At 69.7% G+C, this 14,318-nt stretch carries 14 protein-coding genes and 1 pseudogene; 7 read left to right on the top strand and 8 right to left on the bottom strand.

From position 1 onward, the window contains the following. Positions 1–237: 237 nt before the first annotated feature. Positions 238–963, bottom strand: a complete 726-nt coding sequence (gene istB / locus BX266_RS27725; protein WP_120314461.1) for an IS21-like element helper ATPase IstB — start codon at positions 961–963, stop codon at positions 238–240. A 97-nt stretch (positions 964–1,060) separates the two neighbouring features. Here istB and BX266_RS27720 point away from each other — a divergent pair, with 97 nt between their 5' ends. After that, positions 1,061–1,351: a hypothetical protein gene (locus tag BX266_RS27720; RefSeq protein WP_120314427.1), complete on the top strand. Its 291-nt coding sequence runs from the start codon at positions 1,061–1,063 to the stop codon at positions 1,349–1,351. A 5-nt stretch (positions 1,352–1,356) separates the two neighbouring features. Here the strand turns inward: BX266_RS27720 and istA are convergent, their stop codons facing one another. Further along, complete coding sequence (gene istA / locus BX266_RS27715) at positions 1,357–2,865, bottom strand: IS21 family transposase (protein ID WP_120314426.1); 1,509 nt, start codon at positions 2,863–2,865, stop codon at positions 1,357–1,359. A gap of 532 nt (positions 2,866–3,397) precedes the next feature. Here istA and BX266_RS38140 point away from each other — a divergent pair. After that, positions 3,398–4,576 carry a terpene synthase family protein gene (locus BX266_RS38140; RefSeq protein ID WP_147437114.1) on the top strand — a complete coding sequence of 393 codons (1,179 nt, stop codon included), beginning with the start codon at positions 3,398–3,400 and terminating at the stop codon, positions 4,574–4,576. A gap of 390 nt (positions 4,577–4,966) precedes the next feature. Here BX266_RS38140 and BX266_RS27700 read toward each other — a convergent pair whose 3' ends face one another. After that, positions 4,967–5,596 carry a winged helix-turn-helix domain-containing protein gene (locus BX266_RS27700; RefSeq protein WP_310794810.1) on the bottom strand — a complete coding sequence of 210 codons (630 nt, stop codon included), beginning with the start codon at positions 5,594–5,596 and terminating at the stop codon, positions 4,967–4,969. A gap of 42 nt (positions 5,597–5,638) precedes the next feature. Continuing rightward, a pseudogene (locus BX266_RS27695) lies at positions 5,639–6,666 on the bottom strand (IS110 family transposase); the annotation flags it as partial. A 400-nt stretch (positions 6,667–7,066) separates the two neighbouring features. Here BX266_RS27695 and BX266_RS38910 point away from each other — a divergent pair. From BX266_RS38910 to BX266_RS39355, 5 genes are all read left to right on the top strand, one after another. Then, positions 7,067–7,330 (top strand): hypothetical protein, encoded by a 264-nt coding sequence (locus tag BX266_RS38910; protein WP_183096883.1) that lies wholly within the window; start codon positions 7,067–7,069, stop codon positions 7,328–7,330. A 668-nt stretch (positions 7,331–7,998) separates the two neighbouring features. Beyond that, positions 7,999–8,874 carry an aldo/keto reductase gene (locus BX266_RS27685; protein WP_099904053.1) on the top strand — a complete coding sequence of 292 codons (876 nt, stop codon included), beginning with the start codon at positions 7,999–8,001 and terminating at the stop codon, positions 8,872–8,874. A 174-nt stretch (positions 8,875–9,048) separates the two neighbouring features. Beyond that, positions 9,049–9,363, top strand: a complete 315-nt coding sequence (locus BX266_RS27680) for a transposase (protein ID WP_120314423.1) — start codon at positions 9,049–9,051, stop codon at positions 9,361–9,363. Beyond that, a complete protein-coding gene (locus BX266_RS39360; protein ID WP_099904149.1) occupies positions 9,360–9,692 on the top strand; it encodes an IS3 family transposase in 333 nt (110 codons plus the stop codon). Before BX266_RS27680 ends, BX266_RS39360 begins: the two co-directional genes overlap by 4 nt. A 138-nt stretch (positions 9,693–9,830) precedes the next feature. Beyond that, entirely contained in the window at positions 9,831–10,307 is a 477-nt protein-coding gene (locus BX266_RS39355; protein WP_259464879.1) for an integrase core domain-containing protein, read from the top strand. 16 nt (positions 10,308–10,323) lie between these two features. Here BX266_RS39355 and BX266_RS27670 read toward each other — a convergent pair whose 3' ends face one another. From BX266_RS27670 to BX266_RS27650, 4 genes are all read right to left on the bottom strand, one after another. Further along, positions 10,324–10,920 (bottom strand): transposase, encoded by a 597-nt coding sequence (locus BX266_RS27670; protein ID WP_399170552.1) that lies wholly within the window; start codon positions 10,918–10,920, stop codon positions 10,324–10,326. Then, positions 10,920–11,405 (bottom strand): winged helix-turn-helix domain-containing protein, encoded by a 486-nt coding sequence (locus BX266_RS27665; protein WP_099904030.1) that lies wholly within the window; start codon positions 11,403–11,405, stop codon positions 10,920–10,922. Before BX266_RS27665 ends, BX266_RS27670 begins: the two co-directional genes overlap by 1 nt. 243 nt (positions 11,406–11,648) lie before the next feature. Beyond that, positions 11,649–12,863 carry an IS701 family transposase gene (locus tag BX266_RS27655; protein WP_259465163.1) on the bottom strand — a complete coding sequence of 405 codons (1,215 nt, stop codon included), beginning with the start codon at positions 12,861–12,863 and terminating at the stop codon, positions 11,649–11,651. A 167-nt stretch (positions 12,864–13,030) separates the two neighbouring features. Beyond that, positions 13,031–14,317: an IS256 family transposase gene (locus BX266_RS27650; protein WP_399171313.1), complete on the bottom strand. Its 1,287-nt coding sequence runs from the start codon at positions 14,315–14,317 to the stop codon at positions 13,031–13,033. Position 14,318 lies beyond the last annotated feature (1 nt).

Raw genomic sequence — 14,318 nt, 5'->3', positions numbered from 1 at the left:
ACCGCCGACTTGTATGGCTGTAGCGGAACGCGGTCGGGTTGGCCGTTCGTAGCGTTCTGTAGGACGCCGGTCCGGGTGACTCGTGAACCGTCTGCAGCCCTTCGGGGCCGGCTCTCCCGGGGTATGTCGCCGGTGTCAACGGTCATTGAGATGCCCCGGTGGGCGGCCGTGGGGTGTCCGGGCTGGTGGCCATCAGAAATCCATGCCTGTGGCCAGCGGTGTTCCTGAGGGTGAGGGTCAGGTCAAGGGGACCACTCCCTTGCCGGCGAGGGCCTCGGCGAGGCGGTGTGAATCGCCGGTGGTCGTCACCAGGTGAGCGTGGTGCATGAGGCGGTCGGTGCTGGCCCCGGCGAGAGTCTTCGGCATGATCGTGTCGAACCCCGAGGGGTGAATGTTGCTGGTCACCGCGATCGAGCGACGCTCGTAGGCGGCATCGATGATCCGGTAGAACGCCTCGGCGGCGTCCTCGCCGACCGGAAGTAGGCCAATGTCATCGATGACGACGAGGTCGGCCCGGCAGATCCGCGCGACCGTCCGGGCGGTCGAGCCGTCGACCTTCGACTTGCCGATCGCGGCGGCGAGGGTCTCCAGAGTGAACCAGGCGACCCGCAGGTCCTTCTCGATCGCGGCCTGGGCCAGCCCCTCGGTGAAGTGCGACTTCCCGGTCCCGGACGGGCCGGCGATCACCAGGTTCTCCGCGCGGCCGATCCACTCCAGGGTGATCAGGGAGTTCTGGGTGGGTTCGGGGATGGTGGAGTCCTCGGCCCGCCAGGACGCGAGGGTCTTGCCGGTGGGGAAGTTCGCCGAGTGCCGGCGAAGGCGCCTCGTTGCCGCGTCGCGGCCGGTGACCTCCTCGGAGATCAGCAACCGCAGGACCTCGGCGGGATCCCACCGTTGCGCGCGGGCGGTGGCCAGGACGTCGGGTGCGGCCTTGCGCATGTAGGGCAGGCGCATCCGGCGCATCAGCTTGTCGAGCTCTTCGGGCAGGGCCGGGGCCTGGGGAAACGTCACGGTCGGTAATTCCTTCGTGGGTCGTGGTGGGCGCCGATAGGCTCGGCGGATGATCAATATGGCGGTGCGTGGAGAACACGGGGACCTCGTTGTCCGCGCCAAAGCGGGTGTGGAGTGGACGGCCGGCTTCGCGGATCTGGACCCGGCGCAGTTCCCGATGCTCTGGGCCCTGACGCCGTATGGCGACGCGGTTTTCAACCAACGGCAGGTGCCGCTGCTGTTGTCGGAACTTGACCGGCTTCCTGCCGGCTTGGGCGGTGACTGGGTCGGGCAGGCCCGCGAGCTGTGCCAGGTCGTGGAGCGGGGAACGCACTTGTATCTGTGGTTCATCGGCGACTGACCAGGTCAGTCGCCCCTCGACTCGCCGGCCGCTGTCTGCTGCCGGCCCAGGGCTTGCCAGGCGATGGTGCCGTTCTGGACGGAGTGGGCCTCGTCCGCGCGGACGACCTGGCCTGCGGGCTTGTTTGCCGCGATGTGCTCCAGGATGGAGACGACGTCGTCCTCGGCGAAGCGCGCGGCCGTGGCCGCGAGCCCGAGGGCCTGGTCGACCCGGTCGCTGCCCAGGACCGCGGCGAGCTCGACGGCGTGGGCCATCTTGGCGCGGATGCGGGACGCCCCGGCGGGTCCGGCCTCCTTCAGCCAGCGTCCGGCTCCCGGGCCGATGCCCACGAACGCGACCTCCGCCTCCGAGCGCGGCTGGAGCCTCGGCTGGTGGACCGAGCGGCCATCAGGGTGGTCGGGGTAGTGCGCGTCGATGATCTGCGGGACGCCGAGCGTGGACAGCTGGTGGCGCCAAATCTCCGACAGGTCACCGGAGTTGGTGCGGGCGGTGATCGACAGCTCGTCACCGACCACCCGGCACCAGACCCTGGCACCGGTGTAGCCGGGCGGGGTCGAGTAGCGCACGGAGTTGAAGCTGACGGTGCGGTCCGAGCCGACCACCCGCTCCTCGCCCAGCGCGAGCGCCAGCGGCTCGATGGGCAGGACGTGCAAGGTGGTGCGTTCGATGTCGAGCCGGTCCGCCGGTATCTGTCCAGTCGACCGGTGCCGACGCGTGTTCACCATCTCGCACCAGATCAGGCAGGCGTCCGCGAGCTCGGCGAAGGTGTCGTAGGCGGGCAGCAGGTTCGCCTCGGTGGGGACGAGGTCGGCCTTCGCGATCCGGACCGTGGCCTCCGCGCCGCCCTTGGACTCGGGGTCGTAGGGAACGCAACTGACGACCTGGCAGCCGTAGTGCCGGCCCGCGGCGACCATCTGCGGGTGCCGGACCGGGATCCCGGCGATGTGCTCGACGGTGACCGTCTTCGCGTTGTCGGTCAGCACGTAGGTCGGCGCCCCGCCAATCCGGCGCAGGGTGGTGTCGAGACAGGCCACCAGCGTGCCCAGGGTGCAGTCCCAGACCGGGATCACCACCCGGAACCGGGACCAGGACAGCCACGCGCAGAACAGCCAGGCCCGCCGCCCGTCGATCTTCGGGCCCTCTCCCCAGTCGAACTGCAGCCACCGCCCGGGCTCGGGGATCCACGGACGGTAGGTCCGCCGCTTGCCGGCCTTCCACGCGGTCTTCGCCGCGTTCACCGCCCGCCGGGTCGAACGCGCGCTGCCCCGGAAGCCCATCTTCACCAGCTTGTCGTGGACCACGTCGGCGTGGATCGTCCCCTTCGACTGCTCGACCCACTCCTCGACCTTCTCCAGGAACGCGTCGATCATCTTCGGTCGCGGCTCGCGCTCGAACGGGTTCCGCCCGCTGGCACGGGCCTCGACATACCGCTTGACCGTCTTCGGGTCGTGCCCCGTGAGGGCGGCCGCCGACCAGACCGTTTCGGTCAGGTCGTACGCCTCGAATATCTCCATGATCTCTCTGTCAGACTTCGTCACAGGACCTCTTCGACCGATTCGCTGATGCTTCGTAAACACCAGCAAACCGGACGAAGGGGTCTCCTTCGTCTGCGGAAGCGATCAGGAACACCGCAGGCCGGACGGCCATCCACCTGGAATTCTGGTGGCCATCAACCGGGACTCAACTGGCCGCACACCTGGACTCTGCCACGGCCGCCGTCAGCCGGTCCGGCGCCCGTCCTTGGCCTGACTCGACAGAGGCGTGTCCCGGTCGGTCGGGGGAGCCTGACGCTCGTGCTGGTCACCCGCTGCCAGCGGAGCAACCGGCGCTGATCCCCGCGTTCCGCGTTCTGTCGTGCGCTGCCCAGTGGCCCCCGGAGTGGCCCATGGGGCAGCGCACGAGGGCGTGAGGGCACGGCAGATGGTCGCCGCGTATCCACCGGCGCATGCGGGCCCGGACGATGAGCACGGTCCGCCGGCACGGCCGGGGGCCTGACCGCATCCGCGTGCCGTGCGCGCGCTCCCTCGTCGAGAGGTGCCCGTCCTCATGACCTCCACGGTCCCTGCCGCCCCCGCGCTGGCCACTCCCGCGCCAGCCTCCCACGCGTCGGCCGCCATCCACTGTCCGTTCCCCGCCCGGATCCACCCCTACGCCGAGGCGGTCGACGCCCGGACCCTCCGCTGGGCGGAGGGTTTCACCATCCCCGTCGACGCCCGGCACCGGGCCCGGCTGGCCGCCGCCCGGCCGGGTCTGCTGACCGCGCGCGTGGTCCCGGACGGGCCGCTTCCACAGGTGCAGGTCTTCACCGACTTCCACACCTGGCTCTTCGCCTTCGACGACGACCACTGCGACGGTGCTGGCGAACGGCCGTCCGTGCAACACTGGGGGCGACGGCTGGCCGTGCTCGCCAGGGTCGCCGAGAGCGGTGACACGGGCCCGGCCCCCGACGACCCGTACGCCCTGGCACTGGCCGACGTCTCGCGGCGGATCGCACAGCACTCCTCCGCAGCCCAGTTCACCGGATGGGCGAACGCCGTCCAGGAATACCTCGCGACCCTCCTCTGGGAGCGGGTCCGGCGGACGGGGTCCGCGGGCCCGTCCGACCTCGATGGCTACGTCCTACTCCGGCTGCGCAACGGGGGAATGCGGTCCAGCATCGCCCTGCTGGACATGGCCGCCGGTTACGAGGTCCCGTGTGAACAGCGGTGTTCGGCACCGGTCCGGGCCCTCGCGGAGATGTCCGCGCTGCTGGTCTCCTGGGACAACGACCTATTCTCCCGGCACAAGGAGGCGACGGTGGACGGCAGCGAGGAGAACCTGGTCGACGTCCTCGCAGCGACGGTCACCGGGGACATCGCGACCGCCGAGCTCGAAGCGGTGCGCCTGCGCAACCGGGTGACCCGGCTCTTCCTCGACCTCCGGGCGGCCGTTCTGTCTCGGGCCGACCGCGAGCTGGCCCGGTACGTCGATGCGTTGGCCGGCTGGGTCCGGGCGAACCTGGACTTCAGTGCTGGCAGTCCGCGCTACGCGTACCCCGGCCGGCCGCAGCCGCCAGCCGCCTGGCCGGGACAGGGCCAGGCCAGGGACGCCGGTCCGCCGCCCTGCCCGTCCCTGGCATGGTGGTGGGAGGTCCTGGACGCCGTCCGGGCCGAAACCGCCCCCACGTCCCCCACGTCTTCCGACTCACCCGAACAGCGCGTTCCTGCCGGTGCGGCCTCCCGTTAGTAGCCGTTGTCGTACCGCTCGCGGGGGTTGTCGATCGAACGGGAGTCTCGTTCGGGTGATCGCGGGATGGTGGGCGCATGAAGACAGGGCCTCCGGTGCAGCTCCTGGGTGTTGAAGCCGAAGAAGCACCAGGGAGGCCCTGGGCAATCAACTCCCGCATGGTGTGCGAGACGTGGGTGTTCAGGAGGTCCCAGACCAGCACGATCGGCGCCTTGACGAGTTGGTGGACGCCGTCGACCAGGGCGATGAAGTCGCGCTCGCCCATGCTGCGACGCTGGCCCTTGCCCCCGGGGTGGGTGCGGAGACGGTGACACAGCCTGGTGCGCGAGCCCGGCCGTATGGCGATCAGTCCCGCTACGGACAGGCGTCCCGAGCGGCGGCCGCTGACGGTCACGACCGGCGTGCGGCCCCTTCGGCCCCAGGTGCGGCCTTTGGGCGGTCGGCGGGTGAATCCAGCTTCGTCCTAGAAGCAGACGTAGCCCCCGCAGGCCGCCCGCGCTCTTTTACCTCCGCCCAGGTCACTTCCTTCCATGCGGTGACGGCTTGCTCGTCGCGCTCGGCGACCCGCCTCGCGGGGACCTGGGGGCTGAAACCGAGCCGGTGCATCAGCCTCGTCGCACCCGAGACGCTGTAGGTGACGTGGAACTTCCGCCCGATCAGCGTGGCTACCCGCGAGGCCGTCCACACCTGGTCCTCCACCCAGCCGTGCGCGGCCGGACCCTGGTCCAGATACGCGGCGAGCTTGGTTAGGCAGCGCGGTGACAGGCGACACCGCGACCCGGCCGGGCCGCGCGATGCCAGCGCCTCGATCCCGCCGTCGCGCCACAACTTGTGCCACTGGTAGGCCGACTTCAAGCTCACCCGCAGACACCGGGCCACCTCCGCCGGCTTCACCTCCTGCTCGAACAACTCGGCCGCCTGCACCCGCACCGACTCCCGACGCAGCCGTCCCACGGCGGTCAGCCCGCCCCCATCCGCATATCTCACACACCATCGGTACAGCCACCGCTGCAGGCTCATCAGGCACTTCACACAGATTCACCCTGACGCGCCGAAGTCAGTATTGCCTCTCCTGGAGGGGTGTCGCCGCGGATGGAGGAGCCGGATGCGCGGGTGACGGGCGCCAGGCCGGCGTAGGCGGCCAGATGGTCGGCGCTCGGGAAAGGCGCGGGCGTCGCCGACGTCGACGAGGATCCGGGCAGCGGTCCTGACCCCGATGCCGGGCATCGGGGTCAGGACCGGTGGGCCTGCAGCAGTTCCTCGATCCTCGCGGCGAGGAGTTTTCTCTGGTCGAGCACGGAGCTGAGTGAGACGGCGAGGCTGGGGACGATCAGTGCGGCGGCGTCGGTGCCGGGGACGGTGACGGTCTGCTCGTCGAGAGCGGTGAAGATGTCCTCGACCAGGCGCTCGGCCGTTCGCGGGGCCTTGGGCCGCAGCAGTGTGATCAGTCGCCGTCGGCCGGCTTTCCTCAACAGGTTTGGTGAGCCGTGTCGTTCGAGCAGGGTGAGGACGGCCGGGTGGTCCAGTCGCGGACCCAGGACGCGTTCGAGGGAGGGGTGGATCTGGGTGAGCAGTCCGCGAAGGCGGTTCTTGATCCTGGTCGATTCGCCGGCGAGGTCGTCGTCGAATCCGGCGATCATCTCGAGTTCGGCGACGGTCTCGTCGCTCGGGGCCAGGTCGCGCAGGGTGTGCGGCATGGTGCGGGCGGCGTCCGCGATGACGTGGGCGTCGCGGGCGTCGGTCTTGGCCTCACCCGGGTAGAGGTCGGCGATCCGGCGCATGGTCAGGCCGGGCAGGTAGGCGATGCGGCAGCCGGTGTCACGGGCGACGGCCAGCGGCAGGGCTCCGACGGTGGCCGGCTGATCGACCACCACCAGCACCGTCCCGTGCTTGGCCTGCAGCTTCGTGAACAGCTCACGGAGCTTGGGCTCGTTGTTGGGCAGTGCCTTGTCGAAGACCTTCTTACCGGTCGGTGTGAGCGCGGTGGCATGATGCTCGCCCTTACCGACATCCAGTCCGAGATAGACGTCGATGCCGTCGGTGCTGGTCAATGCCCCTCCCCAGGCTTTGCTCTCCCGGCCCTGCGGCATCAGCGTGCCGGCATCCACGTTACGAAGAGCCTGCCTCACCCGAGTGCGGGATCGGCGCTCAAGCCCCTCATCAGCGGTCTGCCAACGCCTCCGAGCCCGGTGACACCACTTTTTCGATCATGGTCGACAAGGGGCACACAGTCATGCCGGGCCGGGAGGCCGGGAACCCCATTGCGGGGCCGCGAAAACGGTAACGGGGGTGCCGGGGTTGGCCCGTCGCCGGTCGATCGCGGCAAGTCGGGCAGCAAACACCACCTGATCTGCGACGGCAACGGCACCCCATTGAAAGGATCACCACCGGTGGCAACGTCCCCGACATCACCCAGACCCTCGCCCTGGTCGACGGCGTCCACCCGTCGCCGGCCGTCCACAGCGACTGCGCAAGCGGCCCAAGTCGATTGTGGGAGACAAGGGTTACGACAGCTGGCACGTTCGCCGCGAGCTGACCCGCCGTCGGGTCCTGCCGGTCATCTCCCGCCGAGGCGAGCCCGACATCCGCGGCCTCGGCAAGCTCTGCTACGTCATCGAGCAGACCTTCGCCCTGCTCCACCAGTTCAAGCGCCTCGCCATTCGATGGGAACGCCGCCTCGACCTCCACGACTCACTCGTCTCGCTCGCAGCCACCCTCATCTGCTGGCGAAGGCTCAACAAGCCGACACCGTGACCGTGTTACGAGCTTTCGCGACCGGACGCCGACGCGACCACCGAGGAATTTCGAGGCTGCTGATCCGCCGAACTTGAAGGAGATCCCCAATGATGCTGTCACGCCACCGTGAGGGGCACTCGGAAGCTTCCTCACGTCACGGCGCAGCTGGCTCAGCCGAGTTGGCGCCGAAGCTCCGGCCGTCACGCATGAGGGCCCTGAGCACGTTCAGTCGGGATTCTGACGTAGTGTCGGACATGCCTCGATCATGGTCCCGATCAGGCGGTACCCGACGAAAGTCAGCCCCTCCGAACCATCGGAACGGCACAGCCAGACACAATCGCGAGGTATAGCGGCACTGCGCGCCGGACCTACCGAAAACCTCGTTAGCATGAGCGAGTCCCGCACCTGCCGGTCGGCGCCGACCGCATCCGGCCCGGAATGACCCGCGCCCCCGATATCGCCGCGGAATCTGCCGACACTCGGAGACCTCCGGCCAACATACCCGAATCGCTCCCGCGCTTCCGGCGCATCGTCGGCTTCGGGTGCGGCTGGCTCCGCGGCGCCGTCCCGGGTCAGTGAGAGAACCTTACCGGCGCGGCCGGAGGGAACCGGGCGGTAACAGTCCCCTGTTTTCTGGGGTTTCCGCCTCATCCGACTCAGACTCGCCACCGAAGGGCAACGTTCTCGTGAGCAGCATTCCCGCAGTACCCGCGATCCCTACCGTCACGCTGAACAACGGCGTGCGGATCCCGCAGCTCGGCTTCGGCGTCTGGCAGGTGCCGGACGCGGAGGCCGTCCCCGCGGTGCGCACCGCGATCGAGGCCGGCTACCGCTCGATCGACACCGCCGCGATCTACGAGAACGAGGCGGGCACCGGCCGGGCGATCGCCGAGTCCGGCGTGGCCCGCGACGAGCTGTTCGTGACCACCAAGCTGTGGAACTCCGGCACCGTCGACTGGTCCGGCGAGCAGGGCCGGGACCGGGTCCGGCGGGCGTTCGACGAGTCGCTGGCCAAGCTCGGCCTGGACCAGCTGGACCTGTACCTGATCCACTGGCCGCGCCCGATGCACGGCAACACCTTCCTGAACATCTGGCCGGTCTTCGAGCAGTTGCAGGCCGAGGGCCGGGTCCGCGCGATCGGCGTCTCCAACTTCCGCGTCCCGGACCTGGAGCTGCTGCTCAAGGAGACCTCGGTGGTGCCGGCGCTGAACCAGGTCGAGCTGCACCCGTACTTCCCGCAGGCCGAGCTGCGCGCCTTCCACGCCGAGCACGGCATCGCCACCGAGGCGTGGAGCCCGCTCGGCCAGGGCGGCGACCTGCTGGCCGAGCCCGCCCTGCTCGCGGTGGCCGCGAAGCACGGCCGCTCGGCGGCCCAGGTGGTGCTGCGCTGGCACCTGCAGAGCGGCGTGATCGCGATCCCGAAGTCGGTGACGCCCGCCCGCATCCGGGAGAACTTGGACGTCACCGGCTTCGAGCTGGACGCCGAGGACCTCGCCGCCGTCGCCGGGGTCGCCACCGGCAAGCGGATCGGCCCGGACCCGGCCGACTTCGACTGGAACTGACACTCTGTCACATCAGCTCGGCCGAAGGGCCTGCCAGCACGCCCTACTGACTTCGGCTCGTCAGGGTGAATCTCGGCGAAGTTCCTGATGAGTTGGGAGCGGTTGTCGCGCGTCAGACTTTGTGGCAGGGCTCGTTTCTTGCGGGTCCTGCTGCTTGAAGGAGTCTGATCGATCATGGTGAGGCCACCGGCGCTGCCGCCGGAGGAGAAGGTCCGGATCGTGCTGTCGATCCTGGCCGGTGAGATGACCGTTGCCGAGGCCGCGCGGCGGGCGAAGGTGTCCGAGCAGTCGATCGGGACCTGGAAGCGCCAGTTCCTGGGGGCCGGCCGGGCCGGCCTCGCTGGCAAGTCCGGTCCCAGCACCCGGGAACAGCAACTCGGAGCCCAGGTCGCCGACTTGACCCAGGCACTGGGTGAGGCCGCGGTCGAGCTGCGGGTGTGGAAGAAGTCCGCGGAGGGCCGGCTGGGCCCTTCGAGGACCTCGAGGTGATCCGCACCGAGGCGGGCATGCCGACCGCGGGGTTCTACCGGCTCATCGGCGTGCCCGAGCGGACCTGGCGCCGCCACCAGGCCCGCGCCCGCCAGGGCGCGCAGGCCAGAGGACCGTGGCCGCGCCCGGCCCGCGAGGGCGTCCGGGAGACCGCCCGCCGACACGCGCTCGCGCACCCAACCTGGGGCCACCGCAAGGTCTGGGCGATGTGTCGCTGGGACGGCCACCGCGTCTCTCGGGCGACCGTGCTGCGGCTGCTGCGGGACGAGGGCCTGCTGCTGGAGGCGAACTACCAGCGCGAACGTCGGCAGCTCGCTGCCCGCCGCTAGGCCGCCTTCGCGACCGGGCCGAGCGGCCCGAACCAGGTCTGGCAGCTCGACTTCTCCGAGTTCGAGACCGCCTCGGGCGGCACCTGGCGGCTCGCGGGCTGCCGGGACTACTGGTCGAAGTACGAGCTGGGCTGGCATGTGTCGCCCACCGCGAACCAGCACGACGCCATCGCCGCGATCGAACTCGCCATCAAGCAAGCGGAGTCGCTGGCCGGAAAGCCACTGGCCGAGCTCGCCCCGCGCGACGCGGACGGGACCGTGGAGCCGCTGGTCACCATCGTCACCGACAACAGCGGACCGTTCCGCTCGTTCCGCATCGAGGCGTTCATCGCCACCCGACCGGAGCGACGGCACGTCCACACCCGGGTCCGCACGCCCGGGCAGAACGGCTCACGCGAGCGCGGCTTCGGCTCGCTCAAGTACGAGAAGCTGTTCCTCGAGGAGATACCCGACGCCCTCGACCTCGTCCGGCACGCCGAGGAATACCGGCGCGACTACAACACCGTCCGACCGCACGAGGCCCTGGCCTGGAACCGGCCCCACGACGTCCACACCGGCGCCGCAGACCCCCTCGTCCCCAACTTTCCCGAACCCGAAAACCCGCCAACTGCTTGACGCGGGACACGGCTACTCAGGTTGAACTCGCTATGTCGGTGATCAGGCCGGTCGCGGCCAGGCAGCCGTCGATGAGCTGAGGCCGATACTGGATCTTTCGGAGGCCGCGTCTGACCGTGCGCACGAGGTGGTCGGGATCGGCGAAGGCGACGTTGGCCAGGAAGCCTCGCCGCAGCAGAGACCAAATGCCCTCGACCGGGTTGAGGTCGGGCGCGTACGCGGGCAGCTGGTAGACGGTCAGCCAGTCCTGGGCGGCGATGAACTCCTTCATCCCGGCGGCCAGGTGGGTGTTCAAGTTGTCCCAGACCAGGACGATCGGGCCGTCGAGCTGGTTGTGCGCGGCGACGATCAGGTCGCGGTAGTCGGTCCAGGCGAAGCTCTTGCGGCCCTTGCTCCGGCCCTGGCCGTCGTCCGGCCTGGGCCGGTAGATCAGCCGGGAGCGCTCACCGGCCTTGTAGCAGGTCAGGGCGGCGATCGAGACCCGTCGGCGGGAGCGGCCACGCACACGGACAACGGGTGTGCGGCCGCGGCGTCCCCAGGTGCGGGCCCGCGCCGGCGTCATCGAGACCCCGGCCTCGTCCTCGAACACCAGCCAGGCCCCGAGCGCCGCCACTAGGCTTTTACCTGCGGCCACACCTGCTTCTTCCACATCTCGACCGCCCCGTCGTCGCGCTCGACCGCCCGGCGGACCGGCTGCTGACACGACCAGCCGTTGCGCCGCATCAGCTTCCACACACCCTGGACCGTGTACGAGACGTGGAACCGCCGGCCAATCAGCGTCTTGATCCGCGCCAGCGTCCACCGCTGGTCCTCCCAGCCGTGAGCGAGCGGCCCCTTCTCCAACTCCCGCTCCAGCTGGGCGAACTGCCGCTCACCGAGCCGGGGCAGCGACTGCGGCCCCTTCGACTCCAACGCCGCCGAGCCACCGTCCCGCCAGGCCCGGCGCCACCGCTCGACCGCCCGCACCGTGACCCTCAAGTCACGGGCGATCATTCCGTTGCCGTCACCACGCTCGAACCGCTCGGCGGCATCAAGCCGCACCCGCTCCCGGCGCTGCTGTTCCTGGGCAGTGAACCCGCCCCCCTGCGCGTATCGCACGAATGAGGCATACCCACCGATCGACAGCCCTCAGCACCCACGACAAGGCGAGTTCAACCTGAGTAGTACTCCAGTGAGAGTTCTGCGTTTTCCCTGTTCAGCGGCCCGGTGGCGGCGAGTTTAGCCGGGCTGCGCCAGGGGTGGTGGGGTGTTCGCGGGGATGTCGCGCGAACGAGTGGCCCCGGCGTCTGTAGTGGCAGCGCCGCGCGTGTGCTTGGTGACGGCGGCGCCATCTGGACCAGGTCAGGGTGTGGTCGCGGTCGGCAGGGCGGTGGCAGGGTCGAGCTGCCAGCAGACGGCGAATCCCGGCTGGTGTGAGGTCCACGAGGTCGGGCGTGTCGTCACTGCCGCCCCCTTTTCGCGCTCCTGGGCGGCCATGACGGCCAGAAACGCGTGGGCGAGCATCGCGAGGGTGATGTGCCGGTACCAGCCCACGTAGCGGCGGACCTCGTACTGGTCCAGGCCGCACTCGTTCTTCGCGCTCTGGAAGCACTCCTCGATCTTCCAGCGGCATCCGGCGACGCGGACCAGGTCGGCGACGGTGGCGTCCAGGGGCGCGCAGGCCAGGTAGTAGGCGACGTCGTCGGGCTTGGTCAAGCTGCGGCGGGCGAGCATCCAGCGTTGGCGGGTGGGCTGGTCGCCGTCGAATTCCCAGACAGCGGGCAGGCGTGCTGCGGCCCAGTCGTAGAGGCGCTCGCCCTTGGCCCCGGAGCCGGCGGACAGTCGCTGCCAAGCCTCGGGCGGGGCCTGGGCGATGAGGAAGTCGATCCGCGGGCCGTGGACCTGCTGGGACTTGGGAACGGCCACCACGTAGCAGAGCCCGGTGTCTTCGAGGAAGCGCCGGAAGTGCGAGTCCTGGCCGTAGGCCGAGTCAGCGGTGACCCACGCGATCGGCAGCGGCGAGGCCAGAACTCGCCTGACCATCGCCCGTGCGAGCTCCAACTTGGTGGCGAAGCCGCGCTCGTCGGGGACGCGGGCGGCCTGGCAGCGTTGCCGGTCGTCGGTCCAGGACTTGGGCAGGTAGAGCTCGCGGTCGACCAGGACATGACCCTTGGTCGAGGCGTAGGCGGCGAAGACGCCGATCTGGCAGTTCTCCGTGCGGCCGGCGGTGCCCGAGTACTGGCGCTGCACGCCCGCCGAGACGGTGCCCTTCTTCACGAAGCCCGTGTCGTCGATGATCAGGACACCGTCAGTGGCGCCGAGTTGCTCGCCGATGTAGGCCTGCAGGTCGTCGCGGACCTCGTCCGCGCTCCAGCAGGCGCGGGCAAGCAGGTGCTGCAGCCGATGCGGAGCCGGATGCCCGGCGAACTCGGCCAACTGCCAGCTGTTCTTTCGCCCCACTGGACCCAGCAGCCCACGCACGTAGTCCCGCATCCGCCTCCGCGGCTCCACCCGCGTGAAGCGAGCCCCGATCCGCAGGAAGAGTTCGGTCAGTTCCCGGTCCCACACATCCGTCAGATCGTCGCTCACACCGAGGAACTGTCCACGTCGCTGCCACTACATGCGCCGCGGACACTCGTTCGCGCGACATCCCCGCGAACACCCCACCACCCCCGGCGCAGCCCGACTAAACTCGCCGCCACCGGGCCGCTGAACAGGGAAAACGCAGAACTCTCACTGGAGTATTAGCGGCGGCCGATGGAGAGTCGGCCGTCGGAGGCGATCTCGAAGGCGTTGAGTGCGGCCTTCCAGCGGGTCGTCCAGCGTTTGCGGCCGGCTCCGGTCGGGTCGAGCGACATGATTGCCATGTAGACGCACTTCAGGGCCGCCTGCTCGTTCGGGAAGTGCCCGCGCGAGCGGACGGCCTTGCGGATCCGGGCGTTCACCGACTCGATCGCGTTCGTGGTGCAGATGACCCGGCGGACCTCGGCGTCGAAGCTCAGGAAGGGCACGAACTCGGCCCAGGCGTTCTCCCAGAGCCGCACGATCGCCGGATACTTCCTGCCCCATGCCTCGGAGAACTCCACGAACCGCTCGCGTGCGGCGTCCTCGGTCGGCGCCGTGTAGACGGGCTTGAGCGCCTTGGAGATCTTGTCCCAGTCCTGCCGGGCCGCGTAGCGGAACGAGGCCCGGATCAGGTGGACGATGCAGGTCTGGGTGACGGCCTGCGGCCAGACCGCGGCGATGGCGTCCGGCAGCGCCTTCAGACCGTCGCAGACGACCATGCAGACGTCCGCGACGCCGCGGTTCTTGATCTCGGTCAGCACGTGCAGCCAGTACTTGGCGCCCTCGCCGCCGTCACCGGCCCAGAGCCCGAGGATCTCGCGGGTGCCCTCGACGGTGACCGCGAGGGCGACGTAGATCGGCCGGTTGGCGACCTGGCCGTCGCGGAGCTTCACGTGCACGCAGTCGATGAACACCACCGGATAGACCGGGTCGAGGGGCCGGTTCTGCCACTCGGTCATGCCTTCGATCACCTGGTCGGTAATGGTGGAGATGGTCTGCTTCGACACGTCCGCGCCGTAGACGTCGGCCAGGTGCGCGGAGATCTCACCGTGCGTCAGGCCGCGGGCGGACAGCGACAGCACCATCTCGTCGACGCCGGACAGGCGCCGCTGACGCTTGCGGACCAGTTGCGGCTCGAACGAGCCCTCCCTGTCCCGGGGGACGTCGATCTCGACCGGGCCGACCTCGGTCAGCACGGTCTTCGACCGGACGCCGTTGCGCGAGTTCCCGCTGCCGGCCCCGGCCGGGTCGTGCTTCCCGTAGCCGAGGTGATCCGTCATCTCGCCTTCGAGCGCGGACTCCAGGAGCTTCTTCGTCAGCTGCTGGAGCAGACCTCCGGCGCCGGTGAGCTGCAGCCCGCTCGCGCGGGCCCGGTCGACCAACTGCCCGATCAACTGGTCGCCCAAGGCGTCCGACTGCAACTCCACCGGCCGCACGGCCTCCACGGCCTCGGCCGAGACGGTCACG

It is taken from the genome of Streptomyces sp. TLI_171 (genome assembly GCF_003610255.1).
Classification (GTDB): domain Bacteria; phylum Actinomycetota; class Actinomycetes; order Streptomycetales; family Streptomycetaceae; genus Kitasatospora.
This window is presented reverse-complemented; position numbering and strand designations above follow the sequence as displayed.